A 25,499-nucleotide genomic window follows, 5' to 3' on the forward strand; every position below is an offset into this window, starting at 1 on the left:
CCGCACTAGTCCCGGCCCCAGGGGTCGCGCGGGCCCTGGCGGCGCTTGCCGTCCAGCTCGTCCCACCACTCGTCCGACTTCGGGTCGCCCGACGGATCGTCCCACCAGCGGTCGTCGGGCCCCCGCCGGTTCGCGACGATGGCCGCGACGGGCGGGATGACCATGGCGAAGAGGCACAGCCCCACGGCGGCGGGCACCGACCACAGGCGCACGACGGCCCATGCCATGACGAAGAGGAAGATGCAGGTCCCCATCATGGCGAAGTAGAGGTGCTTACGCCTGGCGAGCACCTCTCAACGGTACGACCGCGGGCCGGTCCGCGCGAAGGGCCGCACCCCCCACAAGGCGTCCAACCCCGGGGTGCGGCCCTTCGAGTCCGGTGCGGTCTTCACGACCCGCTCAGACGGCGATGGCGACCTCCGCCAGCGCGCCCTTCTCGGTGAGCACGACCGTGCGGTCGGCCGTGGCGCCCGGGACGAGCGCGCGGACCGTCCACGTGCCCTCGGCCGCGTAGAAGCGGAACTGTCCGGTCGCGGACGTGGGCACCTCCGCCGTGAACTCGCCGGTCGAGTCCAGGAGCCGGACGTAGCCGGTGACGGGCTCGCCGTCGCGGGTCACCGAGCCCTGGATGGTGGTCTCACCGGCCTTGACGGTCGAGGCGTCGGGGCCGCCTGCTTTCGCTCCACACATGTGTGTTCCTTTCCGTTGGCGCGGGGTGCTTGGCCCGGGGGCTCAGTTGTCGGTGCCGAGCGCGATCGGCACGCCGACCAGGGAGCCGTACTCGGTCCAGGAGCCGTCGTAGTTGCGGACGTTCTGCTGCCCGAGCAGCTCGTGGAGGACGAACCAGGTGTGCGCCGAGCGCTCGCCGATGCGGCAGTAGGCGATGGTGTCCTTGCCGAGGTCCACGCCCGCGCCCCGGTAGAGCTCCGTGAGCTCTTCGTCGGACTTGAACGTGCCGTCGTCGTTGGCCGACTTCGACCACGGGATGTTGCGCGCGGTCGGGACGTGGCCCGGGCGCTGCGACTGCTCCTGCGGGAGGTGCGCCGGGGCGAGCAGCTTGCCGCTGAACTCGTCGGGGGAGCGCACGTCGACGAGGTTGAGCTCGCCGATGGCGGCCACGACGTCGTCGCGGAAGGCGCGGATGGACAGGTCCTGCGGCTGCGCCCGGTAGTCGGTCTGCGGGCGCTTGGGCACCTCGGCGACGAGGTCGCGGGAGTCGAGCTCCCACTTCTTGCGGCCGCCGTCGAGGAGCTTCACGTCCTGGTGGCCGTAGAGCTTGAAGTACCAGTAGGCGTAGGACGCGAACCAGTTGTTGTTGCCGCCGTAGAGGACGACGGTGTCGTCGTTGGCGATGCCCTTCTCGGACAGCAGCTTCTCGAAGCCGGCCTGGTCGACGAAGTCGCGGCGGACCGGGTCCTGGAGGTCGGTCTTCCAGTCGATCCGGATGGCGGTCTTGATGTGGTTCTTGTCGTACGCGGACGTGTCCTCGTCCACCTCGACGATGACGGTCTTGGGGTGGGCTTCGTCGATGCGGGCCTGGACCCAGTCGGCGTCCACCAGGACGTCACTGCGGCTCATGCTGATCTCCTCCGGGGCGGTTGCGGTATGCCGGCGGGGGCGGTGCGCGAGGGTGTGACTGCGGCACCGCCCGGCGGATGGTGCGGTGATGCGGGGAGGCGGCCCGGGGGCCGAAAGGGGTCCGATAAGCGGGTTGAGCGGGCCCCGTCAGACACGGCGACACAGCATGGCGGCAACGCGGCACAGGTCCACTGCCCGCCGCTTGGTGAGATCCGCCTGTCGCTTCATAAGGGGGATCGTAGGGAGGGGCGGGAGCCCTGTCACCGGGGTGCCGGATAATGAGACAAAGAATTCCGCATGCTGGGACCGAAATCTTCACGGAAGGCCCGGCGGCCCCCGTCCGGCCCTTCCACGGGCTTACGTGGACTGATGTGCGGACGGGGGCGTCTCGTACCGTGGACGGTGGTCTCAGCCCGCCAGGTTGACGTCGGTGCCGGTGAGGGTGATGTCGATGCCGTTCGGCGTCGCGACGACCGTGTCGAGCTTGAGGCCCTTGGGCAGGCCCGTGATCTTCCGGTCGAAGTCGGTCTTCTCGCGGATCTTCCGCTCCAGGCCGGGGATGCCCTGCGCGGGAACCTCGTTCGCCCGGACGCGCACGGTGTCGCCGTTCACGACCGTCACGGTGGAGATCACGCTCTGCTGCGACGTCTGGCCCATGACGGTGACCTTGCCGGAGACCTTCACCTGGTTGCCGCCGGTGGCCTCCTTGCCGCCGTAGCCGACGGTCGCGTCGGGGTCGCCGGTGGCCTTGGTCAGCTCCGCGTAGGTGAGGTGCGCGGTGCCGCTCGCGCGGCCGGCGGTGGCGGAGGTGTAGCTGCTGTCGACGCGGACGTCGTGCAGGGTGGCGTCGAAGCCGCTCACCGTGATGGAGCGGTCGCCCGCGCCGGCGGTGACGCCACCGGAGAGCTTGATCTCGACCTCGTCGAGCCGCGAGCTCGCGACCTGGGTGAGGAAGGGGAATCCCTTGATGGAGACGTCCGGGGTGCCGGAGAGGCCCTGGGAGCTGCGGATCTTGTCGGCGACCTGGTTCTCGGCGAAGTAGACGGCCGCTCGGTCGGCGCCGACGAACAGGGCCGCCAGGATTATGGCGACGATCAGGAGCCTGCGTATCGCGCGCATCGGTTCGTTCGTCCCCCACTCTCGGTCAGGCTTTCCCGTGAGCCTAACCGGGTGGGGGCGGTGGATGCGGGGATGGGTGTCACCGGTCTGTAACCGTTTGGGGGTTCTTGCCCCGGCCCCGCCCTTTCACCGTTTCTTCCAGGGGCTCCGCCCCCGGACCCCCGGTCCTCGAACGCCGGACGGGCTGACATGGTCAGCCCGTCCGGCGTTCGAGGACACCGCGCGGAGCGCGGTCCGGGGGTGCTACCCCAGGGCGCGGCCCAGGACATAAACCGCCGGCGCGGCCAGCGCGAGCGGCAGCGCCACGCCCGCCGTCAGGTGGACGAAGCGGGACGGGTAGTCGTAGCTGGCGACCCGCAGACCGGCCAGGGCGCAGACGCCGGCCGCCAGGCCGAGCAGCGCGGCCGACGGGCCGAAGCCGGTCAGCTGGCCGCCCGCGATGCCCGCGCCCGTCGCGGCGATCAGCGCGACGACGGGGGCGGCGACCGAGGGCAGCGGCAGGGCGCGGGCCAGGACGGCCGCGGCCACGCCGAGCGCGCCGATCACCACCGCGTCCGGGTCGGCCGCCAGGTGGCCGCCCGCCATGACGGCCAGGGCCGTCGAGGCGGTGGCCGCCGTCAGCCCGTAGAGCCGCTCGTCCGGCGAGGCGTGGCTGCGCAGCTGGAGGACGACGACCAGCAGGATCCATACGCCGAGGGTGCCCAGGAGGACCGTCGGCGCCTTGGCCGTGTCGGTGGCCAGCAGGCCGATGTCGGCGACCACGCCGCCGAGGAAGGCCAGCGCGATGCCCTGCCGGGCGGGCCACATGCCGTTCAGCCGGAACCAGCCCGCCGCCGTCACCGCCTGGAGCAGCACCACGGGCACGGCCAGCGCGGGCCGCGCCAGCGGCGCCGCGGCGGCCAGCAGCCCGGCGAGCACGGCGGTGATCAGCGCCGGCTGGAGACCGGGCGACACGATCTGCGGGCGGCCCTCGGCCTTCGCCTTCTCGGCCGCCGTCATCGGCCGCTCGGCCACCTCGCCGGCGATCGGCGCCGCCGTCGCGACCACGCCCTCCGGGCGGGGCACCGGCAGCGCCCCGGCCCCGGCGGGCTCGTAGCCGGACGGCTGCTGCCGGTCCCAGGACGCCGCGCCCTCGCCGCCGCCCGTCGCCCACGACGCGTCGTACGAGGACGAGGACGCGGGCACGGGCGCGGGCGTGGCCGGGGCCGCGGGAGCGTGATCCCGGCCCTCGTCGAGCGGCTCCTGCCAGGTGTGGGTCTCCCAGGTCTGGGTCTGCCAGGTCTGGGTGTGCGGCTCGTCGTGCTGCTGGTAGTCCTGCCGCGCCTGCGGCCACGCGGCGGGCTGCTGGTGCTGCGCCGCATGCGGGTGCTGCGCGTGCTGCGCCTGCTGGCCGTCGTAGCTGTGGCCGTGGCCGTAGCCGTACGCCGAGCCGTCGGCCCGGCCGTCGGTCTGCCCGTCCGGCCCGTTGCCGTACGACCCGTAGCCCTGCGGCTGCTCGTACTGCGGGTATTGCGGGTACTGCCCGTGCTGGTCGTACCGGTCATGGGGATTGCGGTGGTGCTGTTCGCTCATGCTGCCGGGTCACCCTCCTGCGAAGGGCGGGAGCACCTCGACCGTGCCGCCCTCGGTCAGTCGGACCGTCGAGTGGTCGCGCGTGCCGACGGGGTCACCGTTCACGAGGAACGAGCAGCGCGTGAGCACCCGCGCGAACTCCGGCGCCGCTTCGTGCGTCCGCCGGGCCGCGACCAGCGCGTCCGCGAGCGTGCGCGCGGCGTACGGCTCCTCGGCCGTGCCCGCGGCGGCCTTGGCCGCGGCCCAGTACCGGATCGTGCCGGCCGGAGGTTCCGGCGGCCCCGGCTGTGCCGGCAGTGATGCCGGACGAGCCGTGTGTGTCGTCGCCACGGCGACCCCTTTCGGTTTCTTGCCGCCTCCATGATGACGGGTGCCGGGCCCGGCATGTCCCCGCCCGGTAAAGGAGAGGCCCCATCGAGAGGTGCTCGCATAGGCTTCTTGTGTGTTGGTGCGACTTCTACGGTCGTCTTTGCGGCCCTATACCGGAGCGATCGCGCTGATCGTGCTCTTGCAGCTCGTTCAGACCCTCGCCACTCTCTACCTCCCCAATCTCAACGCGGACATTATCGACAAGGGTGTCGTCAAAGGAGATACCGGATACATCCTGAGCACCGGCGGGCTGATGCTCGCCGTGACCCTCGCGCAGATCGTCTGCGCCGTCGGCGCGGTGTACTACGGCGCCCGGACGGCCATGGCGGTCGGCCGGGACCTGCGCGCCGCGGTCTTCGACCGGGTCCAGTCCTTCTCCGCGCGCGAGATGGGGCAGTTCGGGGCGCCCTCGCTGATCACCCGCACCACCAATGACGTCCAGCAGGTCCAGATGCTGACCCTGATGGCGTTCACGCTGATGGTGTCGGCGCCGATCATGTGCGCGGGCGGCATCGTCCTGGCCGTCCAGCAGGACGTGCCGCTGTCCTCGCTGCTGCTGGTGATCGTCCCGGTCCTGGCGGCCATCGTGAGCGTGATCATCTGGCGGATGCGGCCGGTGTTCCGCGGGGTGCAGGCCCGTATCGACACGGTCAACCGGGTGCTGCGCGAGCAGATCGCGGGCATCCGCGTCATCCGCGCGTTCGTCCGCGACGACCACGAGCGGAAACGATTCCGGAACGCCAACACCGAGCTGATGGACGTCTCGCTGCGCGCGGGCCGGCTGATGTCGCTGATGTTCCCGTCCGTGATGCTGGTCGTGAACCTGTCCTCGGTCGCCGTCGTCTGGTTCGGCGGCCACCGCATCGGTGACGGCGGCATGGAGATCGGCGCGCTCACGGCGTTCATCAGCTATCTGATGCAGATCCTGATGGCGATCATGATGGCCACCTTTATGTTCATGATGGTGCCGCGTGCCGAGGTCTGCGCCGAGCGCATCCAGGAAGTCCTGACCACCGAGTCCAGCGTGGCACCGCCCGCCGTCCCGGTGACCGAGCTGCGGGGGCGCGGTCACCTGGAGCTGCGCGCGGTGGAGTTCGGCTACCCGGGCGCCGAGGAGCCGGTCCTCCGGGACGTCTCCCTGGTGGCCCGGCCCGGCGAGATCACGGCCGTCATCGGCTCCACGGGCAGTGGCAAGTCGACCCTGCTGGGTCTCGTCCCACGGCTGTTCGACGCCACCGGGGGCGCCGTCCTCGTCGACGGCGTGGACGTACGGGAGCTGGAGCCGGCCGCGATGTCGGCGGCCGTGGGGCTCGTCCCCCAGAAGCCGTACCTGTTCTCCGGCACCGTCGCTTCGAACCTGCGCTACGGGCGCCCCGACGCGACCGACGAGGAGCTGTGGCAGGCGCTGGAGACCGCGCAGGCCCGTGAGTTCGTCGCGGCCATGGACGGGATGCTGGAGGCGCCGATCGCCCAGGGCGGCACCAATGTCTCCGGCGGTCAGCGGCAGCGCCTGGCGATCGCGCGGGCCCTGGTCCGCAAGCCGGAGATCTACCTCTTCGACGACTCCTTCTCCGCCCTCGACTACGCGACGGACGCCCGGCTGAGGGCCGCGCTGTCGCGGGAGACCGGGGACGCGACGGTGGTGATCGTCGCGCAGCGGGTGTCGACCATCCGCGACGCCGACCGCATCGTGGTCCTCGACGAGGGCCGGGTCGTCGGCACGGGCACCCATACCGAACTGATGGGGACGAACGAGACCTACCGGGAGATCGTGCTCTCCCAGCTCACCGAGGAGGAGGCGGCGTGACGTCCCTCGAGAAGCCCGCCGCGAAGCCCACCGAGGCGGCCGCCGGCGGCCCGGACGGAAAACCCGGCGGCCCGGACGGAAACCCCGGCGGCCCGGGTGGCAAGCCCGGGGGCGGTCCCGCCGCCCCCCAGCGCAGAGGCCCCGCGCCCGCTGTCGGCATAGCCCGCTTCATGGGCGGCCAGCCCACCGAGAAGTCCATGGACTTCACCGGCTCGGGCCGCCGCCTCCTCGCCCGGCTGCGCCCCGAGCGGGCGGTCGTCTCCGTCGCGCTGGCGCTCGGCGTGGCCAGCGTGGCGCTGGCCGTCGTCGGCCCCAAGGTCCTCGGCCACGCCACCGACCTGATCTTCGCCGGTGTCGTCGGCGCCCAGATGCCGGGCGGCGCCACCAAGGCCGAGGCCCTGGACCGGATGCGGCAGCAGGGCAACGGCAAGATCGCCGACGTGCTCTCCGGCGTGGACTTCGTCCCGGGCCAGGGCATCGACTACGGCGCCATCGGCACGGTGCTGCTGTGGGTGACGCTGATCTACGTGGGCTCGTCCCTCTTCCAGCTCGTCCAGGCCCGCATCGCCACGAACGTCGTCCAGAAGGCCGTGTTCCGGCTGCGCGAGGAGGTCGAGGAGAAGCTCGGCCGGCTGCCGCTGAGCTACTTCGACAAGCAGCAGCGCGGCGAGGTCCTCTCCCGGGCCACCAACGACATCGACAACATCGCGCAGACCCTCCAGCAGACCCTCAGCCAGATCATGGCCTCCCTGCTGACGATCGTCGGCGTGCTGGCGATGATGTTCTGGATCTCCTGGCTGCTGGCCCTGGTCGCCCTGGTGACCGTGCCGGTCTCGATCATCGTGGCCACCCGCATCGGCAAGCGGGCGCAGCCGCAGTTCGTGGCGCAGTGGAAGTCCACGGGCAAGCTCAACGCCCACATCGAGGAGATGTACACCGGCCACTCGCTGGTGAAGGTCTTCGGCCGCCAGAAGGAGTCCGCCGAGACCTTCCGCAAGGAGAACGACGAGCTCTACGAGGCCGGGTTCAAGGCGCAGTTCATCTCGGGCCTGATCCAGCCGGCGATGATGTTCATCGGCAACCTCAACTACGTGCTCGTCGCCGTGGTCGGCGGTCTGCGCGTGGCGACCGGTTCGCTGTCGATCGGTGACGTCCAGGCGTTCGTGCAGTACTCGCGCCAGTTCAGCCAGCCGCTGACCCAGGTGGCCTCCATGGCCAACCTGGTCCAGTCCGGTGTGGCCTCGGCCGAGCGCGTCTTCGAGCTGCTGGACGCGGAGGAGCAGTCCGCCGACCCGGTGGACGCGCGCCGTCCGGACCGGGTGCGCGGCGAGGTCGCCTTCGAGAAGGTCTCCTTCCGCTACGAGGCCGACCGTCCCCTCATCGAGGACCTGTCGCTGACGGTCCGGCCCGGCCAGACCGTCGCCATCGTCGGCCCGACCGGCGCAGGCAAGACCACGATGGTCAATCTGCTGATGCGCTTCTACGAGGTCAACGGCGGCCGCATCACGCTCGACGGCGTCGACGTCGCCGAGATGTCCCGGGAGGAGCTGCGCTCCCACATCGGCATGGTCCTCCAGGACACCTGGCTCTTCGGCGGCACGATCGCGGAGAACATCGCCTACGGCGCCCCCGAGGGCGTCTCCATGGACAAGATCGTGGAGGCGGCGAAGGCCACCCACGTCGACCGCTTCGTCCGTACGCTGCCCGACGGCTACGAAACGGTGATAGACGAGGAGGGCTCCAACGTCAGCGTCGGCGAGAAGCAGCTGATCACCATCGCGCGGGCCTTCCTCGCCGAGCCGGAGATCCTCGTCCTCGACGAGGCCACCAGCTCCGTCGACACCCGCACCGAGGTACTGATCCAGCAGGCCATGGGCCGGCTGCGCTCCGGGCGCACCAGCTTTGTGATCGCCCACCGGCTCTCCACCATCCGGGACGCGGACGTGATCCTGGTGATGGAGTCCGGCCGCATCGTGGAGCAGGGCACCCACGACTCGCTGCTGGCGACGGGCGGGGCGTACGCCCGGCTGTACGAGGCGCAGTTCGCGGAGCCGGTCGCGGAGGCGTAGGGCCGTCCGGCGTATCGGTACCGGGGTACGCGCCGTCGCGACGGCGCGTACCCCGGCGCGTGCTTCCGTGCGCCCTCCGTGCCGCAGCACACCCCCATCCGGCCGTCCGCCGGCCGGTGGGTGCGCGAGACTGGACGGTGCGGGACGCTCCGTCCCGCGACCGCCGCGCCGGACGCCGCCCCACTGCCGTCCGCTGTCAAGAGTGCGATGCGATGACCACTCGAAGTGACCGACGAAACACAAGCTCATGCAAAATCGTCCGCGCCGTCGAAAGTCGGGTGGGTTATTCTGCTGCGCAGAGAGGATCCGGGCAGAGTGGCCCCCGGGTCCTTTTGTGCATTCGGACGACGAGCAGTGCCCCAACCGTCCTCGCAGGGACCGAGGAGGAACCGACGTAATGGGCGAGCGAAGCGCACGACAAGAACGCGCACGACAAGAGAGCGCGACCCCGACGGGTCGTACGAGCCGTACGAGGACCCGGGCGGGTGGTTGCCGATGAGCTCCCTGCTCCTCCTGACCAATGCCCTCCAGCCCTCGACCGAGGTGCTGCCGGCGCTCGGTCTGCTGCTGCACAGCGTGCGGGTGGCCCCCGCCGAGGGCCCGGCCCTCGTGGACACCCCCGGGGCCGACGTCATACTGATCGACGGCCGCCGCGACCTGCCCCACGTCCGCAGCCTCTGCCAGCTGCTGCGCTCCACCGGGCCGGGCTGTCCGCTGCTCCTCGTCGTCACCGAGGGCGGCCTCGCCGCCGTCACCGCCGACTGGGGCGTCGACGACGTCCTCCTCGACACGGCGGGCCCCGCCGAGGTCGAGGCGCGGCTGCGGCTGGCCATGGGCCGCCAGCAGATCTCCATGGACGACAGCCCGATGGAGATCCGCACCGGCGACCTCTCCGTGGACGAGGCCACCTACAGCGCCAAGCTCAAGGGCCGGGTCCTGGACCTGACCTTCAAGGAATTCGAGCTGCTCAAATACCTCGCCCAGCACCCCGGCCGGGTCTTCACCCGCGCCCAGCTCCTCCAAGAGGTCTGGGGCTACGACTACTTCGGTGGTACGCGCACGGTGGACGTCCACGTCCGGCGGCTGCGCGCCAAGCTGGGCCCCGAGCACGAGTCCTTGATCGGCACCGTCCGGAACGTGGGCTACCGGTTCGTGCTGCCGGAGAAGCTGGAGAAGGCGGAGAAGGCGGAGAAGGACAGGGCGGAGAAGGACAGGGCCGAGTCCTCGGGCCCTTCCTCGCCGAACGGCTCGAGGAACGGCTCACGGGACGGGGCGCGGGACGGTTCGCGCAACGCCTCCCTCAGTGACCGAACCGAGGCCGTTCGCCCGGTGAAACGGTAGGTGGACCCGCGTAGACTGCCGCGCGTGGCCAAGGTGACGCGGGACGATGTGGCGAGACTTGCGGGGACGTCGACCGCGGTCGTCAGCTACGTCATCAACAATGGACCGCGCCCGGTGGCACCGGCGACGCGGGAGCGAGTGCTGGCCGCGATCAAGGAGCTGGGGTACCGGCCCGACCGGGTCGCCCAGGCGATGGCGTCACGACGGACGGACCTCATAGGCCTGATCGTCCCGGACGCGCGCCAGCCCTTCTTCGCGGAGATGGCGCACGCGGTCGAGCAGGCGGCGGCCGAGCGCGGGAAGATGGTCCTCGTCGGGAACTCCGACTACCTCGACGAGCGCGAAGTGCACTACCTGCGCGCCTTCCTGGGCATGCGCGTCTCCGGCCTGATCCTGATCAGCCAGGGCCCCAGCGAGACCGCCGCCATGGAGATCGACGCCTGGGACGCCCGGATCGTCCTGATGCACCGCCGGCCCGACGCGATCGACGACGTGGCCGTCGTGACCGACGACATCGGCGGCGCCCAGCTCGCCACGCGCCACCTCCTGGAGCACGGCCACCCGTACGTCGCCTGCCTCGGCGGCACGGAGTCGACGCCGGCCGTGGGCGACCCCGTCACCGACCACGTCGAGGGCTGGCGGCGCGCCATGCGCGAGGCCGGGCTGTCCCTGGAGGGCCGGCTCTTCCCGGCCCCCTACAACCGCTACGACGCGTACAAGGTCGCCCTGGAGCTCCTCTCCCGCCCCGACCGGCCGCCGGCCCTGATGTGCGCCACCGACGACCAGGCCATCGGCGTGCTGCGGGCCGCCCGCGAGCTGCGCATCGACGTGCCGGGGGAGCTGGCGGTGGCGGCGTTCGACGACGTGAAGGAAGCGGCGCTGACGGACCCGCCGCTCACCACCGTCGCCTCCGACCGCCAGGCGATGGCCCGCTCGGCGGTCGACCTCGTCCTCGACGACGGCCTCCGCTTCGCGGGCTCGCGGCGCGAGCGCCTGAAGCAGTTCCCGTCCCGCCTGGTGATCCGCCGCTCCTGCGGCTGTGGCTGACCGGGGACTCCGTCCCCGGGCCCCCGGCGCGGGGCGGCGTCCTTATGCCGGGTGAACAGGGTTCTGCACCCCTTCTCAGCCCGTCCTCAGACTCCTCTCATGATGGCGGAGCACAGTCATACCCATGACGGAAACCCCCCGCCCCGGCGGCCCCCAGGACCCTGGCCAGTACCCCGCGCCCCCGGCGTACGCCCCGTACGCCCAGTTCGGTGCCCCGGCGGGGCCGGAGGTGCCCACCCCGTCCTACCCCGCATCCCACCGCACCCGCGCCAAGCGCCCGATCGCGCTGCTCGCCGCCGCCGCGATCGTCGCGGCCGTGGTCGGCGGCGGGTCGGCGGCCCTGGTCGGGGAGCTGACCGGCGGGCGCGGGGACAGCGGCCAGTCCACGTCCGTCCAGAACGTCTCCCTCAAGGGCACCGGCGTCTCGGCCGTCGCGGGCGCCGTCAGCCCCAGCATCGTGGAGATCAAGGCGACGACCGCCTCCGGCCAGTCCACCGGCTCCGGCGTGATCATCACCGGCGACGGTGAAGTGATCACCAACAACCACGTCGTCGCCGGCGCCGACGAGGTCAAGGTCACCCTCAGCGACGGCACGTCCAAGACCGCCAAGGTCGTCGGCACCGACCCCGGCAAGGACCTCGCCCTCATCAAGATCCAGGACGCCAAGGGCCTCAAGGCCGCCAAGCTCGGCGACTCCGGCAAGCTCAGGGTCGGCGACCAGGTCGTCGCCATCGGCTCCCCCGAGGGCCTGACCGGCACCGTGACCAGCGGCATCGTCTCCGCCCTCAACCGCGACGTGACCGTCGCCAAGGAACAGGGGCAGAGCGGCGGCGGCCAGGACCAGCAGCGTCAGCAGCAGCGCGGCCTCCCGCAGTGGCCGTTCGAGTTCGGCGGCAACCAGTACAACGGCGACACCGGCTCCTCCAAGACCACGTACAAGGCCATCCAGACCGATGCCTCCCTCAACCCCGGCAACTCCGGCGGCGCCCTCATCAACATGAACGGCGAGATCATCGGGATCAACTCCGCCATGTACAACGCGGGCTCCAGTGACACCGCCGGCAGCGTGGGCCTCGGGTTCGCCATCCCCGTCAACACGGTCAAGGCCGACCTGGCCAAGCTGCGAGCGGGCGGCAGTGGCGCCTGAGAAACCGCAGGGCGTGCGAGGCTGAGGAGAGACGAACCCCTTGCCGCCCAGTGACAACCGTGAGGTACCGCCGATGAGCCCCGCCGAGCACGGCGAGACGCCCGCCCGCATCCTGATCGTGGACGACGAGCCCGCCGTGCGCGAGGCGCTGCGCCGCAGCCTCGCCTTCGAGGGCTATGCGACCGAGCTGGCCGTCGACGGACTGGACGCGGTCGAGCGGGTCGCCGCCCACCAACCCGACATGATCGTGCTCGACGTGCTGATGCCCCGCATGGACGGCCTGACGGCCGCCCGGCGGATGCGCGCCTCCGGAGTGACCGTACCCATCCTGATGCTGACCGCCCGCGACACGGTCGGCGACCGCGTCACCGGCCTCGACGCCGGAGCCGACGACTACCTCGTCAAGCCCTTCGAGCTCGACGAGCTGCTGGCCCGCATCCGCGCCCTGCTGCGCCGCAGCTCCTACGCCACGACCGCCGCGCCCGCGGACGCCGACTCGCAGACGCTGTCCTTCGGCGAGCTGCGCATGGACCTCGCCACGCGCGAGGTGACCCGGGGCGAACGGCGCGTGGAGCTGACCCGGACCGAATTCACCCTGCTGGAACTGTTCCTGACCCACCCCCGTCAGGTGCTCACCCGGGAGCAGATCCTCAAGTCCGTCTGGGGGTTTGAATTCGAGCCGTCGTCCAACTCCCTCGACGTGTACGTGATGTACCTGCGCCGCAAGACCGAGGCCGGCGGAGAGCCGAGGCTCGTGCACACCGTCCGCGGGGTGGGGTACGTCCTGCGGGCCGACGGCGGCACGGAATGATCGCGACCAGATTCCGCGGGCTCCCACTGCGCTCCCGGCTGGCACTGCTGACGGCCGGCGCCTGCGCGGTGGCGGTGGCACTGGCGGCGTGGGCCTGCTGGTTCGTCACCAAGGAACAACTCGGCAGCGAACGCGACACCACCCTGACCAGCAAGCGCCTCGACGAACGGTCGGTGCAGGCCCTGGTCCGCAGCTGCGGCGCCAATCCGCCCGGCCTGCCCCCGGCCCCCGGCTCGTACACCGTGCAGGTCGTCACGGCCACTGGCGTGGTCTGCACGATGCCCGGCAAGTCCCCCATCAAGGTCACCGCCGCCGACCTGGCCGTCGCCGACGGCCGGCTGGAGGAGGCCCTGCACGACAGCGTCGCGACCGACGGCAACGAGATGCGCGTCTCGACGTACCGCAGCGACCAGCTCCCCAACACGGCCGTCTCCATCGCCCAGCCGCTGAGCGAGACCGACAAGCCCCTCAACTCCCTCGCCCTGGTCCTGGTGCTCACGGCCGGAGTGGGCGTGGTGCTGGCCGCCACCGCCGGCCTGTGGATCGCCCGCGCCGCGCTGCGACCGGTGGACCGGCTGACGGACGCCGTCGAGCACATCGCCCGCACGGACGACCTCGCCGTACGCATCCCCGTCGAGGGCGAGGACGAGATCGCCCGCCTGTCGCGCTCGTTCAACTCCATGACCGAGGCGCTCGCCTCCTCCCGCGACCGCCAGCAGCAGCTCATCGCCGACGCCGGGCACGAGCTGCGCACACCGCTGACCTCGCTGCGCACCAACATCGATCTGCTCGTGCGGAGCGAGGAGACCGGCCGGGCGATCCCCCCGGAGGACCGGAAGGCGCTGCTCGCGAGCGTCAAGGCGCAGATGACGGAGCTCGCCGAGCTCATCGGTGACCTCCAGGAACTCTCCCGCCCGGACGGCCCGGAGAACAGCGGACCGCTCCAGGTCGTCGCCCTCCACGAGGCCGCCGGACGGGCCGTCGAGCGCGCCCGGCTACGGGCCGGCGGCGCCGGGCTCACCATCGATGCCGAGCTCGACCCGTGGTTCGTCCGCGCCGAGCCGGCCGCGCTGGAGCGGGCGGTGGTCAACCTCCTCGACAACGCAGTGAAGTTCAGCCCCAGGGGTGGTGTGATCGAGGTCCGTCTGGTGAAGGGCGAACTGACCGTCCGCGACCACGGCCCCGGCATTCCGGCCGAGGAACTCCCGCACGTCTTCGACCGGTTCTGGCGCTCCCCGTCCGCGCGCGGCATGCCGGGCAGCGGCCTGGGCCTGTCGATCGTCGCCCGGACGATCCGGCAGGCGGGCGGCGAGGTGGCCCTACGGGCTGCCGAGGGCGGCGGCACGGTGGCGAGCGTAAGACTGCCGGGCGCGGCGACGGAACCGCCGCACGCCCCGTAAGGGGCGCGGGGAACTGCGCGACCAGCCCCCACCGGCCCGCAGGGGCTATCTGCCAACGGCGAGCTCGGTAGCCGACAGCTCGGCGCGGATGCCATCGGGCCCAACCGTCAGGTCGCGCAGCCGCAGGCGCGCCGCCTCCGGCGGAAGCCTGAAGGAAAAGGAGAACCGGTCCGCGAGCTCGGGCGGCTGGAGCCGCGTCAGCGCGCTGAGCAGCCCGGGATCGATGCCGAGCTTCTCGAGCAGCCACGGGTGGTCGACGAGTACGTCGACGAGGTTGAGCCGGGTGAGCCCGTCGACGAACCGGGGCGTCCCCGCCACCTCCCGCAACTTCTCCTCGCTGCCCAGCGCGGCCTCCACCGCCTCCTCCGGCACGCCGAGCCGTTCGACGATCGCCGGGACGGAGAACAGGGCCTTCACCCGGGCGGCGTCCTTGGCGATCCGCTCGGCGGCCTCGCGGTGCAGGACGAGACTCCTGCGGTCGCCAGGGCCCTGGCCGCCGGGGCGGTAGGTGGCCACGTGGGGGAGGTCGAGGCTCATCCCGTCGATCTCGGTGGTGACGCCCCGCCCGCCGTCCCGGCGCAGATGGGCCTGTGCCTGGACGACCAGCTCCTGCCCGGCGACGCTCAGCCGGCCCCGGGCGCCGATCGCGTTCCCGCCGAGGTCGCGGAATCTGACCTGGGAGGCGCCGAGCTCCCGGTCCATGTCGGCGAAGGCCAGCAGGACCTCACCGTCGAGGTCGCCGATGACGGCACCCCGGATGGCGGTCGGCAGGCTGCCGGTGAGCCGGATGTCACGGGCGCTCGCCCGTACCCGCGCCAGCGTCACGCGGTCGGCGGCGACGTGGGGGACGGTGACGTCGACCCGGTCGAGGCGCTTGGCGGCCACTTGGGTGAGGAACGGGAACCCCTTGATGTCGACCTGGGGTTCGGCCGTCAGGTGCAGGGCGCTCTGGAGCTGCTGCTGGGCCTTCTTCTCCGCGTACATCGCGGCGCAGCGGTCGGCGAGGAAGAGGAGGGCGGCGCCGGCGGTGAGGAAGAGGAGGAGCTTGACGACGCGGCGGAGGAAGCGGAGGGGACTGGGGGTCCACCGCTGCCGGGACCGGGCGCGGGGCCGACGGCGGGCGCGGCGGCTTCCGCGGCGCTTGGCGCGGCGGTGGCCGGGCGGGGCCCACGGCTGCTCGCCGCCGGGACCGGCGGAAACATAGGCGTTCGTGCCGGCGTGGGGGCCGGCGGATATGAGGGGCGGTTCGGGTGGTTCGTCGTACGGCGGTGGTTCGGGCGGTGGCTCGGGATCCGCGAGTGCCGCCAGTTCCTCGTAGGGGTTGGGGGGACGGGCGGGTATGCGCGTGGGGGTTCGCATCGACACATCCCACCATGGCCGAGGCCGGTGACCGCAAGGGCTACCGCCAGTACTGGCGCATTCTTGGCGGGTTGTTCGAACGCGAGTCTTAGCACGAATACGCGCAGATCTCGGGGCGGTTTCCGGCCGTTGCGCCGCGGCTTTTCCCGGTGGCCTGTAAAGGCCTCTAGCGTGATCTCATGGCACGGGCTCGGGGGAGTCGCGACGACCACGCGACATGTGCAAGACCGGATGACTCGGACAGCGGTCATCCCAACGGCGGCGGGCGGATGCGCGTGATTCCCGCTGGGGCGAGGATGCCAGCGTGGTCCGAGCCCAAGCCCGAGGAGGCGTCGCCCCGTGAACCGGAAGGCTGTGGTCGCCCTGGCGGCCGCCGCGCTCACCGGCGCCGCGGTCACGGGGTGGGCCGCGTTCGTGCCCGACCCCGTCTCCCTCACGACCGAGGGTGCGAGGGGTGAGTGCGCCGTCTCCTGGCGGAAGCCGGGAGTCGCCTTCGCCCCGCTGACACCGGGCGCCGCGCCGGGCTCCTTCGCCACGACGGACGGCACGGGGAGGGTCGAGATCGCGGGCGAGGGGGATCTCCCCTCGCTCGTCGCGGATGCGGCCGCTCTGACACGCGCGATCACCATCACCGGTGAGGCGAAAGGCGGATTCTCGCTGCGGGACGGGGCGGGGAACATGATCGAGGCATCAGACCCCGAGATCCCCAGCAGCGCCGAGAACCTTCTCCAGGGCGTACTGACGTTCCTCGTCAAAACCCCCGCCGACCCGTCCGGCACACGTACCCCGGCCTTCACCTACGTCCCGTCGGGGCCGCTGTCACCACAGCTGGAGCTGATGCCGACGCCCAAGGTCACCATCCCGTTCACCATCGCTCTGAGCGTCACCCCGCAGTTCGCGGCAGCGCTGAACACAGCGTTCGGGGAGGGGTCGGTGAAGAACGGCGATGCGTTCGGCTCTTGCCGTAGCGTCATCAACGCGCAGTGACTATGCCGCTGTTGCGGCGAGAGCGAACGGCACGGACGACGGGCTCACCTCGCACCACAGGAGCTTCCCGTGCAACCCCATGTACGCCGCGCTGGCCGACCAGCTGCCCCAGTTGTCGGCGCAGAGCCGCACGACCCGTAGGCCCCTACCTCGGCTCGCCTCCAGGTCGATCTCCGGGATCCGCCCCTTGCCGAGCCGAACGGGCCGCTCGAACGCCGCCGGGACCTCCGGATTCCGGTCCCAGACGCTGATCCGGAGCCGGTCGTCGGCCACGTACTTCAGCCGTACCTCGGTCGGCCCGTCCGAGTAGAGGTACGAGTTCGTCACGAGCTCGCTCACCACCAGCTCGGTGACTTCGGCGAGTTCGTCCATGCCATGACTTTCCACCGCGCTGCGGAGTGTGATCCGGGCGATCCGCGCTGAGCGCGGGTCGTGGGGGAGGGGGAGCGAGTAGGACCAGGGGGTCTCCGGCGATACGGTTGCCATAGTGGCTCCTTACGGTCATCGCTGCCGCGCGCGCTTCCGCGTTCGCGGCGGGCCGCGTTGGGAGTGGCTTGATGAGACGGTAGGGCCTGCGCCCATAGGGCTAACACCGGTTCGCTCGTAGAGCTACGAAATCCCCCTCGTGTGGGTGACAGGGCACCCCTGGCGTCGGCCCTACAGTGGGCGCCATGCCACCGAGCCACCCACCTACACTCAGGCAACGACGCCTGGGCGCCGAGCTGCGCAAGCTCCGCGAGCGCGCCGGACTTTCGTCAACAGCCGCCGCAGCGCGCTTCGGCTTTCAGCAGGCGCGCATGAGCATGATCGAGGCGGGCCGCCACGCGGTGAGCGCCGACCGGGTGCGGGCTATGGCCCGCGCCTATTCATGCGGCGACGACAAGCTCACCGACGCGTTGGCCGACATGACGGGCGGGCGCACGCGGGGGTGGTGGGACGAGTACCGCGAGCATCTCCCGGCCAGTTTCGCGGATTTGGCCGAGCTGGAACACCACGCCCGTGGCCTTCACGTCGCGTTGGTCAGCCATGTTCCCGGTCTCCTGCAGACGGTTGACCATGCTCGTGCGGTGATCCGAGAGGCGGCCCCGCCGATGCGTGCGTATGAGGTGGAACATCGCCTGTCCCACCGGATGAAGCGGCAGGCGATCCTCTACGGTGACAATCCGATCCCGTACACGGCGATCATCCACGAGGCCGCTCTGCGCATGGGCTTCGGCGGTCCGGCTACCGCGCAGGCGCAGCTCAAGCACCTGATCGAGATGAGCGAGATGGAAAACGTCGACATTCGAGTGATTCCGTTCGGGCAAGGGACGTTCCCAGGAACGGGGCAGTCGATCGACTATGTGCATGGGGCAGTGTCACAGCTCGACACCGTGCAGCTCGATGTCGCTTGGGACATCCAGTTCCTCGACGCGGAGGCCGAGCTGGCAAGGTACAGGGCTGTCGTGGAACGGATGGAGGCAGGCTCTCTTGACCCGGTCAGGTCACGGGACTTCATCCACGGCCTCTTGCAAGGAATGTGAGGGTGATCAGTGTCTGCACATCAGTGGAGGAAGTCCTCCTACAGCGCCAGCTCGTCGAACTGCGTCAACATAGCCGCCGTCGGCGATGGGACATTACGCCTGCGAGAGAGCGACTTTCCGGGCGTAATCCTGGCGCCGGCATCCGGGACTCTGCGCGGGTTCCTGCGAGCGATCAAAGCCGACCGGCTGACGTACAAGGGTGAACGGTGAGCGCCTGGCAGGCGTCTTCGTACAGCCATGAAGGGGCGAACTGCCTGACCGTGGCCGACGAAGGCAACGGCACCCTCCGCCTCCGCGAGAGCGACGACCCGGACACCGTCCTGGCCGTCACCCCCGCGTCGCTACGGGCGCTGCTGGGCGCCGTCCGGCGCCACCGTCACCAGTTGCGGTAGACCGCGTCGCGGGCCTGGCCGAGGTACTGCCGGTACGTGCCCAGGTTCCACGCCGCCCAGGAGGCCCAGCCCCGCCCCGTGCCGTCTTCGTTGATCTGGCGGGCCTTGCGGGCGGACCAGCCCATGTCCTGCCAGTTCTCGGCCGTCACGATGCCGGCGTCGTGACCGTGCACCTCGGGGTACCAGCGCTCGTTGATCTGCCACGCGCCCAGGTCCCACGAGCCGGGGTCGGGGTCGTTGGGGTTGTTCTGGTGTCTGGCGTCGTGGCGGCAGCCGGACTCGGCCATGGCTATCGCCACGGCGTGGATCGCGTCGTCGTTGCGGCCCTCGGCGGACTTGTCCTTGGCGAACCCGGCCAGCTTCGCCTCCTGGGCGCACGCGTCGATGCCGTCACGGTTGCCGTCGGCGTAGGCGGGTGCCTGCCCGGCGAGCATGAGAGGGGCGAGGGCGGCAAGACTGGCCACCATCAAGGGGAGTTTGCGCATCGTGTGTCTCCTGTTTCGCTTGTCGTCCGGCGAGGTGCGTGTGCTTCTCGCCGGGCGACAGCGAAACAAGGGGTGATCGACAGCGGATCGACGCGGGATAAACGTGTGCGCTACATCCAGGTCGTGGCCGTCGCCACGACCCGCGCCTTCTTCGGCTGGGCCGGATCGCCGTAGCGGACCTCGAAGCGGGGGTGGGAGCGGGTGAAGTCGCTGTCGACGAGGCGGACCTGGCGTGCGTGCTTCACCGTGCGGGTGGCGATGTCCGTGTCCAGGAAGAAGCCGAAGTCGCCGGACGCCGGGGCGTAGGCGAAGAACTCGCCGCCCTTGTACGAGCGCTTCGCGACCTCGTCCGTCAGGACGAGCGACCAGTAGCCGACGCAGTGGCCCGCCGGGCACATGAAGCGGTATTCGGCGCGCAGGCCGTCGAGGTCCATCCAGCGGAAGGGGTTCTCGTCCGCCTTCACCACGTGGGTGGCAGGCGTCGCCGCCGACGCCCCCTGCGTGAAGGGCACGCTCAAGGCAGCCGTGGCCACGATCGCGGTGAGGGCGCGGAACGCGATACGGGATGACACGTCTCGTCTCCAGTCCTGTGAGTGACCGACTCGATACGAGAAGTGATCATGGGTCTGTCCCGCGCCCCCGGCAAGGATCAGATCAAGCCTTCGACGGGGTTCATGAGGTGGACCAACTGGCCGCCCAGCGCCGCCGCGTCGATGCCGTCGTTGGCGTGGGCCGTGAGGAGCCCGCCCAGGACCGTGCCGTCCACCTCCGCGTGGGCCGGGGTCGCCAGGGCCGCGCTGCCGAGGCCCAGGAGGACCGTCGCGGCGGCGGTGGCCAGGACGCGGTGGAGGGTGCGCTTCATGGGGTCTCCTCGTCGTGCGGTGGACAGGCGGGCGGGTCGTCCCGGGCGATCTACCACCGCGCGCCGCCCCCGACACGGCGTACGCCCCCGCGCCAAAGGGTGCGGGGGCGTACGGGCAAGTGCCTTGAGGCGCGTGCTACTTCACGATCGTGATGCGGTCCGCCTTCGGCGGCGCCAGAGGCGCGGCCTTCGACGAGTGGGCCGTCAGGTAGGCGACGAAGACGTCCAGGTCGGAGGGGCCGACGAGCTTGTTCGTGCCGTCCTTGAAGGCCGGGAAGCCGTCGCCGCCGCCCATCAGGAACTCGTTCGCGGCGACGCGGTAGGTCTTCGCCGCCTCCAGCGGGGCGCCGTTGACCTTGACGGACGACGCGACGACGCGGTCCGCGCCCTTCTTCGTCAGGTCCAGCGTGTAGGTCAGCGCCCTGCTGATCTGGAGGATCTTCGGCTGGTCGGCGTTGGCGCCGCTGACCTGCTGCTGGAGGACCGCGAGCACCTGGGCGCCGGTGAGGTCCTTGGTCTGCATCATGTTGGTGAACGGCTGGACCGTGAACGCCTCGCCGTACGTCACGACACCGTCGCCCTCACCGCCCGAGGCCTTGTAGGCCAGGTCGGAGCGGATGCCGCCGGGGTTCATGAAGGCGATCTGGGCGCCGCCCTTGCCGGCCGGGGCGAGGGCCTCGACCTGGGCGTCGGTGATGACGTCGCCGAGGGGCTGCTCCAGGGCCTCCGAGCCGCGGCCGTTGATGTCGGCGGAGATGTAGCCGACGGGCTTGTTGGCGATCGGGGCCGCCAGGGTCTTCCAGCGGTCGATGAGCGCGGTCATGTCCGCGGCCTTGGGCTGGTCGCGGTTGACCACGTGGTTGCCGGCGCGGGGGCTCTTGACGGCCGTGCGGACGATGTCCTTGGTGCGGCGGTCGTACGTCAGGGTCGTGTCCGTGAACAGCCGGCCGAAGGAGGCGGCCGAGGTGACCGTGCGCGGGGCGCCGGACGGGTCGGGGATGGTGCAGGCGTAGGCCTGGTGGGTGTGGCCGGTGACGAGGGCGTCGACCTTCGGGGTCACCTTCTTGGCGATGTCGACGATCGGGCCGGAGATGCCCGCGCCCGCGCCCGGGGTGTCGCAGTCGAAGTTGTACGAGCCGTTGGCGGGCATGCCGCCCTCGTGGATCAGCGCGACGATCGACTTCACGCCCTGGCGGTCGAGCTCCTTGGCGTACTTGTTGATCGTCTCGACCTCGTCGGCGAACTTCAGGCCCTTGACGCCCTCGGCCGTGACGACGTCCGGCGTGTGCTTGGTCGTGACGCCGATGAAGCCGATCTTCACGCCCTTGTGCTGCCAGATCGTGTAGGGCTTGAGGATGGGCCTGCCGGTCTTCTCGTCGAGGACGTTCGCGGCGAGGTAGGGGAAGTCGGCGCCCTTGAACTTCTTGCCCTTCTCGAAGCAGCCTTCCTTCGGGTGGCAGCCGCCCTTCTGCATGCGCGTCAGCTCGGCGCGGCCCTCGTCGAACTCGTGGTTGCCGACGGAGGTGACGTCCAGCTTCAGCTTGTTGAGCGCCTCGATGGTGGGCTCGTCGTGGAAGAGGCCGGACATCAGCGGGCTGGCGCCGATCATGTCGCCGGCCGCGGCGGTGATCGAGTACTCGTGGCCCTTGCGCGCCGTGCGCAGCGAGTTGGCCAGGTACTCCACGCCGCCCGCGGGTATGACCTTCTTCGTCCCGTCGGCCTGGGTCTCCGTCACCGTGCCGGAGGAGCCCTGCGGGGGCTCCAGGTTGCCGTGGAGGTCGTTGAAGGACAGCAGCTGGACGTCGACGGTCCGGCCGTTGCCGTGCCCATGGCCGTGGCCGTGGCCGTGGCCGTGGCCGTACGACGCGGTCGACGCCCCGGCGGGGGCGGCGGTGGAGAGGACACCGGCGGTGGCGGCCAGTACGGCCGCCGTCGCGGTCAGCCGTCTTGCGAGGCGCTTCCGTGGCGGCGTCGCGTGCATTTGTTCCCCTTTGTGCAATTGGCGAGAAGGCGCGCATGAAGATCAGGTAAATGCGGTCGGCGGCAGCCTACGGTCAACGCGCGTAGTGCGGCAGGTGGGGTGAGGTGACGAATCGGTAGCGCTTCGGTGTGTCGCACCGGAACGTCGTCGCACCGTCGCCCGCCGCGCCCTGGCCGTAGGCTCGCACCATGAGTGACGTGGTGAATGACGTGGACGTGAGCGGGCAGCGCCGGATCGAGGTGCTGCGCGAGCTGGCACCCGGCGTGCGGGACGACGTGCTGCGGCTGATCGACGAGGCGGCCGCCGTGGACGGGCAGCCGGCCGTCTCCGAGCAGGGGCGCCTCCAGCTCAAGGGGCGGCGCGCGGGCGTACGGCACGTCCTGCTGAGCGACATGGACAGGAAGCTCATCGGCTACGGGCAACTGGAGGACAGCGACCCCGTGGAGGCCCCGGCGGGCGAGTTCGTGGTCCACCCCGACGCCCGGGGGCGCGGCCACGGGCGGGCGCTCGGCAGCGCCCTGCTGCACGAGTCCGGCAAGCGGCTGCGGGTCTGGGCGCACGGCGGCCACCCGGCCGCCCGGCACCTCGCGCAGGTGCTCGGGCTGAGCCTCTTCCGCGAGCTGCGGCAGATGCGCCGCCCGCTGGCCGGCCTCGACCTCCCCGACCCCGTCCTGCCCGAGGGCGTGACCGTACGGGCCTTCCGGCCCGGCGAGGACGACGCGGCGTGGCTCGCGGTGAACGCCGAGGCCTTCGCCCACCACCCCGAGCAGGGCTCGCTCACTCAGGCCGACCTCGACGACCGCAAGGCCGCCGGCTGGTTCGACCCGGAGGGCTTCTTCCTCGCCGAGCGCGGCGGGGAGCTCATCGGCTTCCACTGGACGAAGATCCACGCCGCCGAGGAGCTGGGCGAGGTGTACGTCCTGGGCGTGCGCCCCGGCACCCAGGGCGGCGGCCTCGGCAAGGCGCTCACCACGATCGGCCTGCGGCACCTGGAGGCCAAGGGGCTGCCGACCGCGATGCTCTACGTGGACGCCGACAACGCCCCGGCCGTACGGGTCTACGAGCGGCTCGGCTTCCTCACCCACGAGACGGACCTGATGTACCGGACCGAGAGCTGACCACCCCCTTGCCCGACGTCGTTGTTTGACAGCACCCGGACGGCTCCATCACCCTTTCACTAGTCAAGTAGTGAAAGGGTGATGTCGCGTGGTCGAGTTCCGCATCGACCGACGCAGTGGGACCGCCGCCTACGTGCAGATCGTCCAGCAGGTCAAACAGGCCCTGCGGCTCGGTCTGCTCGCTCCCGGCGACAAGCTGCCCACCGCCAAAGAGGTCGTCGCGGCCACCGCCATCAACCCCAACACCGTCCTGAAGGCCTACCGCGAGCTCGATCGCGAGGGCCTGGTCGAGGCGCGCCCCGGACTGGGGACGTTCGTCCGGCGATCGCTGGCCAGGCCCGGCGCTGCCGCCGATTCGCCGTTGCGCGCCGAACTTGTCGACTGGATGGCCCGCGCCCGCGCGGCCGGGCTCGAACGGGAGGACGTGGCCGCGCTGGTCGCGTCCGTCCTCGACGAGACCCGTTTCGACGACCGCGACCGGAGTGACCAACCGGGACCGGGGAAGGCGCGCGGGGCCGAGACGACGTGAGCGAGGGGACCGCATGAACGATCTGACATTCCTGCCCGACCGCACCGCCCTGGAGGCGGTGGACCTGGGCGCGAGGTACCGCGGCGGCTGGGCGCTGCGCGACTGCTCGTTCCGGCTGCCCGCCGGGCGCGTGTGCGCGCTCGTGGGCCCCAACGGCGCGGGCAAGTCGACGCTGCTGTCCCTCGCGGCCGGGCTGCGCAAGCCGTCCGCCGGCCGGCTGAGCGTCCTCGGCGGCGCGCCGGGCGGCGCGGACGTCCGGCCCCGCGTCGCCTACGTCGCCCAGGACAACCCCCTCTACCCGCACTTCACGGTCGCCGACACCCTGCGCCTGGGCCGTGAGCTCAACCCCGGCTCCTGGGACCAGGCAGCCGCCGAGCGCTTCGTCCACGAGAGCGGCGGCATCCGGCCCGGCGCCCGCGTCGACTCCCTCTCCGGCGGCCAGCGCCGCCGTGTGGCCCTGGCGTTCGCCCTGGCCAAACGGCCCGAACTGCTGCTGCTGGACGAGCCGATGAGCGACCTCGACCCGCTCGTGCGCCACGAGATGATGGCCGCCCTGATGGCCCAGGCCGCCGAGCACGCCACCACCGTCGTCATCGCCTCGCACGTCGTCGCCGAACTCGAGGGCGCCTGCGACTACCTGCTGCTGATCGCCGGGGGCCGGGTGCGGCTCGCGGGCGAGGTCGAGGACCTGCTCTCCGCCCACCGGCTCGTCATGGGCCGCTACGAGGACGCCGGCACGCCCCGCGAGTTCGCCGCCCACACGATCGTCGAGGCGCGGACGACGGGCCGTCAGCTCACCGCGCTCGTACGGACCGACGGGCCGATCGGCGGGCACTGGGAGGTCGCCGAGCCCTCCCTGGAGGAGCTGCTGCTCGCCCACCTCCGCGCGCCCGGCGCCCCGGCGCTCCTCGCCCCGAGCGCGGAACCGCGCCCGGCCGGCCTGAAGGCGGCGGCGTGATGACGGCGATCAGCTCCGCCCCCGCCTCCCCCGCGGCACGCACCCCCGTCCGGGGCCGTGGTCTCGCCTGGTTCGTCCTGCGCCAGCACCGCACCACGGCCTGGCTCGCCCTGGCCCTGCTGGCCGCGCTGCTCGCGGAGCTGGTGTGGCTGCGCCTGGCGATGACCGGCCACCTCGACGCCCACCCCGGCCTGCGGACGGCCTGCGTGCCGGGCACCGGGGGCAGCGACTGCGCCGCCGACCTCATGGGGCAGGTCGATCGGTTCCGCTCCACGTACGGCGACTACCTGCACTACAACGGGATGCTGCTGGAGTACCTGCCGCTGCTCACCGGCCTGTTCGTGGCCGGGCCGATGGTCGCGCGCGAGCTGGAGAGCGGTACGCACCGGCTGGTGTGGGCGCAGTCCGTGACCCCGGTGCGCTGGCTGGCCGCGAAGCTCGCCGTGCCGGTGGTGGCCGTCCTGGCCGGGGTCTCCGCGCTCGCGGCCGTCTACACCTGGACCTGGAGCGCCGCCCCCGCCGGGCTGCTGCCCGGGCAGCGCTGGGACCGGTCCTTCGACATGCTCGGCCCCGCGCCGGTGGCCCACGCGCTGCTCGCGACGGCGGTCGGCGCGCTCGTGGGCCTGCTGGTCAAGCGGACGGTCCTGGCCATGGGGGCCACGCTGATCGTCTTCGGGGCGCTCTCGGGGCTGCTGGAGGAGCTGCGGCCGCGCCTGCTGAGCCCGGCCACTGAGCTGTCGGCGGGGGCGCCGGCCCTGATCAGGGGCGACGAGGACTGGATCGTCGAGCACGGGATGGTGACGCGGACGGGCGGCCGGATCCCGGAACCCCGGTGCGGCGTGGGCGTCGGCCCCGATGACTGCCTGGCCCGGCACCATGCCGCCGGGTGGTACGTGGACTGGCATCCCGGCTCGCACCTGTGGCCGCTGGAGTGGGCGGAGGCGGGCGTGGCGGTGGGCCTGGCGGCGTTCGCGGCCGGTGCGGCGCTCTGGGTGATCCGCAGGACGTATCCCTGACCGATCCCTGACCGATTTCCTGGGGTGGC

At 71.4% G+C, this 25,499-nt stretch carries 28 protein-coding genes; 15 read left to right on the forward strand and 13 right to left on the reverse strand.

The genetic code is table 11. The features are described 5' to 3' along the window. Nucleotides 1-5: 5 nt before the first annotated feature. The 7 genes from ACFYZR_RS03775 to ACFYZR_RS03805 form a co-directional block, all read right to left on the reverse strand. A complete protein-coding gene (locus ACFYZR_RS03775; RefSeq protein ID WP_391904535.1) occupies nucleotides 6-290 on the reverse strand; it encodes a DUF3099 domain-containing protein in 285 nt (94 codons plus the stop codon). 109 nt (nucleotides 291-399) lie between these two features. Further along, complete coding sequence (locus tag ACFYZR_RS03780; protein ID WP_391904538.1) at nucleotides 400-690, reverse strand: DUF1416 domain-containing protein; 291 nt, start codon at nucleotides 688-690, stop codon at nucleotides 400-402. Nucleotides 691-732: 42 nt separating this feature from the next. Further along, complete coding sequence (locus ACFYZR_RS03785; protein ID WP_391904541.1) at nucleotides 733-1,578, reverse strand: sulfurtransferase; 846 nt, start codon at nucleotides 1,576-1,578, stop codon at nucleotides 733-735. Between the two features lie 147 nt (nucleotides 1,579-1,725). Then, complete coding sequence (locus ACFYZR_RS03790; RefSeq protein WP_356454418.1) at nucleotides 1,726-1,806, reverse strand: putative leader peptide; 81 nt, start codon at nucleotides 1,804-1,806, stop codon at nucleotides 1,726-1,728. Nucleotides 1,807-1,986: 180 nt separating this feature from the next. Then, entirely contained in the window at nucleotides 1,987-2,697 is a 711-nt protein-coding gene (locus tag ACFYZR_RS03795) for a DUF2993 domain-containing protein (RefSeq protein WP_391904544.1), read from the reverse strand. Nucleotides 2,698-2,940: 243 nt separating this feature from the next. Continuing rightward, complete coding sequence (locus tag ACFYZR_RS03800; protein ID WP_391904547.1) at nucleotides 2,941-4,269, reverse strand: hypothetical protein; 1,329 nt, start codon at nucleotides 4,267-4,269, stop codon at nucleotides 2,941-2,943. Between the two features lie 9 nt (nucleotides 4,270-4,278). Continuing rightward, a complete protein-coding gene (locus tag ACFYZR_RS03805; protein WP_391905975.1) occupies nucleotides 4,279-4,566 on the reverse strand; it encodes a MoaD/ThiS family protein in 288 nt (95 codons plus the stop codon). A 145-nt stretch (nucleotides 4,567-4,711) separates the two neighbouring features. Between ACFYZR_RS03805 and ACFYZR_RS03810 the strand changes: the two genes are divergently transcribed. From ACFYZR_RS03810 to ACFYZR_RS03840, 7 genes are all read left to right on the forward strand, one after another. Continuing rightward, nucleotides 4,712-6,445, forward strand: coding sequence for an ABC transporter ATP-binding protein (locus ACFYZR_RS03810; protein WP_391904550.1), 1,734 nt, complete (start codon nucleotides 4,712-4,714; stop codon nucleotides 6,443-6,445). A 170-nt stretch (nucleotides 6,446-6,615) separates the two neighbouring features. Beyond that, on the forward strand, nucleotides 6,616-8,514 hold the full coding sequence (locus tag ACFYZR_RS03815; RefSeq protein WP_391905978.1) for an ABC transporter ATP-binding protein: 1,899 nt from the start codon (nucleotides 6,616-6,618) through the stop codon (nucleotides 8,512-8,514). A gap of 495 nt (nucleotides 8,515-9,009) precedes the next feature. Next, the gene (locus ACFYZR_RS03820) at nucleotides 9,010-9,855 is read left to right on the forward strand and encodes a response regulator transcription factor (protein ID WP_391904553.1); all 846 of its coding nucleotides are present in this window, start codon (nucleotides 9,010-9,012) and stop codon (nucleotides 9,853-9,855) included. Between the two features lie 24 nt (nucleotides 9,856-9,879). Further along, nucleotides 9,880-10,902 carry a LacI family DNA-binding transcriptional regulator gene (locus tag ACFYZR_RS03825; protein WP_391904556.1) on the forward strand — a complete coding sequence of 341 codons (1,023 nt, stop codon included), beginning with the start codon at nucleotides 9,880-9,882 and terminating at the stop codon, nucleotides 10,900-10,902. A 124-nt stretch (nucleotides 10,903-11,026) separates the two neighbouring features. Beyond that, the gene (locus ACFYZR_RS03830) at nucleotides 11,027-12,049 is read left to right on the forward strand and encodes a S1C family serine protease (protein WP_391904559.1); all 1,023 of its coding nucleotides are present in this window, start codon (nucleotides 11,027-11,029) and stop codon (nucleotides 12,047-12,049) included. 73 nt (nucleotides 12,050-12,122) lie between these two features. Then, on the forward strand, nucleotides 12,123-12,860 hold the full coding sequence (locus tag ACFYZR_RS03835; protein ID WP_391904561.1) for a response regulator transcription factor: 738 nt from the start codon (nucleotides 12,123-12,125) through the stop codon (nucleotides 12,858-12,860). Next, nucleotides 12,857-14,260 carry a sensor histidine kinase gene (locus ACFYZR_RS03840; RefSeq protein WP_391904563.1) on the forward strand — a complete coding sequence of 468 codons (1,404 nt, stop codon included), beginning with the start codon at nucleotides 12,857-12,859 and terminating at the stop codon, nucleotides 14,258-14,260. The genes ACFYZR_RS03835 and ACFYZR_RS03840 overlap by 4 nt, the downstream gene beginning before the upstream one ends. Nucleotides 14,261-14,305: 45 nt before the next feature. On the opposite strand, the gene ACFYZR_RS03845 is transcribed toward ACFYZR_RS03840, so the two are convergent. Beyond that, the gene (locus ACFYZR_RS03845; RefSeq protein WP_391904566.1) at nucleotides 14,306-15,619 is read right to left on the reverse strand and encodes a DUF2993 domain-containing protein; all 1,314 of its coding nucleotides are present in this window, start codon (nucleotides 15,617-15,619) and stop codon (nucleotides 14,306-14,308) included. A gap of 339 nt (nucleotides 15,620-15,958) precedes the next feature. On the opposite strand from ACFYZR_RS03845, the gene ACFYZR_RS03850 reads away from it, so the two are divergent. Continuing rightward, the gene (locus ACFYZR_RS03850) at nucleotides 15,959-16,606 is read left to right on the forward strand and encodes a hypothetical protein (RefSeq protein WP_391904569.1); all 648 of its coding nucleotides are present in this window, start codon (nucleotides 15,959-15,961) and stop codon (nucleotides 16,604-16,606) included. On the opposite strand, the gene ACFYZR_RS03855 is transcribed toward ACFYZR_RS03850, so the two are convergent. Continuing rightward, nucleotides 16,607-17,092, reverse strand: coding sequence for an ATP-binding protein (locus tag ACFYZR_RS03855; RefSeq protein ID WP_391904572.1), 486 nt, complete (start codon nucleotides 17,090-17,092; stop codon nucleotides 16,607-16,609). A gap of 185 nt (nucleotides 17,093-17,277) precedes the next feature. Here ACFYZR_RS03855 and ACFYZR_RS03860 point away from each other — a divergent pair, with 185 nt between their 5' ends. The 3 genes from ACFYZR_RS03860 to ACFYZR_RS03870 are packed head-to-tail and all read left to right on the forward strand — an operon-like array spanning nucleotide 17,278 to nucleotide 18,521. Further along, nucleotides 17,278-18,129: a helix-turn-helix domain-containing protein gene (locus ACFYZR_RS03860; RefSeq protein WP_391904574.1), complete on the forward strand. Its 852-nt coding sequence runs from the start codon at nucleotides 17,278-17,280 to the stop codon at nucleotides 18,127-18,129. A 9-nt stretch (nucleotides 18,130-18,138) separates the two neighbouring features. Next, a complete protein-coding gene (locus tag ACFYZR_RS03865; RefSeq protein ID WP_391904577.1) occupies nucleotides 18,139-18,339 on the forward strand; it encodes a DUF397 domain-containing protein in 201 nt (66 codons plus the stop codon). Next, nucleotides 18,336-18,521, forward strand: coding sequence for a DUF397 domain-containing protein (locus ACFYZR_RS03870; RefSeq protein ID WP_391904580.1), 186 nt, complete (start codon nucleotides 18,336-18,338; stop codon nucleotides 18,519-18,521). The genes ACFYZR_RS03865 and ACFYZR_RS03870 overlap by 4 nt, the downstream gene beginning before the upstream one ends. On the opposite strand, the gene ACFYZR_RS03875 is transcribed toward ACFYZR_RS03870, so the two are convergent. The 4 genes from ACFYZR_RS03875 to ACFYZR_RS03890 form a co-directional block, all read right to left on the reverse strand. After that, on the reverse strand, nucleotides 18,506-19,006 hold the full coding sequence (locus ACFYZR_RS03875) for a hypothetical protein (protein WP_391904583.1): 501 nt from the start codon (nucleotides 19,004-19,006) through the stop codon (nucleotides 18,506-18,508). The genes ACFYZR_RS03870 and ACFYZR_RS03875 overlap by 16 nt on opposite strands. A 110-nt stretch (nucleotides 19,007-19,116) precedes the next feature. Then, nucleotides 19,117-19,578 carry a hypothetical protein gene (locus ACFYZR_RS03880; protein ID WP_391904586.1) on the reverse strand — a complete coding sequence of 154 codons (462 nt, stop codon included), beginning with the start codon at nucleotides 19,576-19,578 and terminating at the stop codon, nucleotides 19,117-19,119. Between the two features lie 77 nt (nucleotides 19,579-19,655). Then, nucleotides 19,656-19,868, reverse strand: coding sequence for a hypothetical protein (locus ACFYZR_RS03885; RefSeq protein ID WP_391904589.1), 213 nt, complete (start codon nucleotides 19,866-19,868; stop codon nucleotides 19,656-19,658). Nucleotides 19,869-20,004: 136 nt separating this feature from the next. After that, nucleotides 20,005-21,849 carry a bifunctional metallophosphatase/5'-nucleotidase gene (locus tag ACFYZR_RS03890; protein WP_391904591.1) on the reverse strand — a complete coding sequence of 615 codons (1,845 nt, stop codon included), beginning with the start codon at nucleotides 21,847-21,849 and terminating at the stop codon, nucleotides 20,005-20,007. Between the two features lie 188 nt (nucleotides 21,850-22,037). On the opposite strand from ACFYZR_RS03890, the gene mshD reads away from it, so the two are divergent. The 4 genes from mshD to ACFYZR_RS03910 all read left to right on the forward strand — a co-directional run bounded on the left by mshD (nucleotide 22,038) and on the right by ACFYZR_RS03910 (nucleotide 25,470). Next, nucleotides 22,038-22,967, forward strand: a complete 930-nt coding sequence (mshD, locus tag ACFYZR_RS03895; protein ID WP_391904594.1) for a mycothiol synthase — start codon at nucleotides 22,038-22,040, stop codon at nucleotides 22,965-22,967. Between the two features lie 88 nt (nucleotides 22,968-23,055). Continuing rightward, nucleotides 23,056-23,496 carry a GntR family transcriptional regulator gene (locus tag ACFYZR_RS03900; protein ID WP_391904597.1) on the forward strand — a complete coding sequence of 147 codons (441 nt, stop codon included), beginning with the start codon at nucleotides 23,056-23,058 and terminating at the stop codon, nucleotides 23,494-23,496. Nucleotides 23,497-23,509: 13 nt separating this feature from the next. After that, nucleotides 23,510-24,454, forward strand: coding sequence for an ABC transporter ATP-binding protein (locus tag ACFYZR_RS03905; protein WP_391904600.1), 945 nt, complete (start codon nucleotides 23,510-23,512; stop codon nucleotides 24,452-24,454). Next, complete coding sequence (locus ACFYZR_RS03910; protein ID WP_391904602.1) at nucleotides 24,454-25,470, forward strand: hypothetical protein; 1,017 nt, start codon at nucleotides 24,454-24,456, stop codon at nucleotides 25,468-25,470. Before ACFYZR_RS03905 ends, ACFYZR_RS03910 begins: the two co-directional genes overlap by 1 nt. The last annotated feature ends 29 nt before the right edge of the window (nucleotides 25,471-25,499 follow it).

The sequence above is a fragment of the Streptomyces sp. NPDC001678 genome, from assembly GCF_042892945.1.
Classification (GTDB): domain Bacteria; phylum Actinomycetota; class Actinomycetes; order Streptomycetales; family Streptomycetaceae; genus Streptomyces.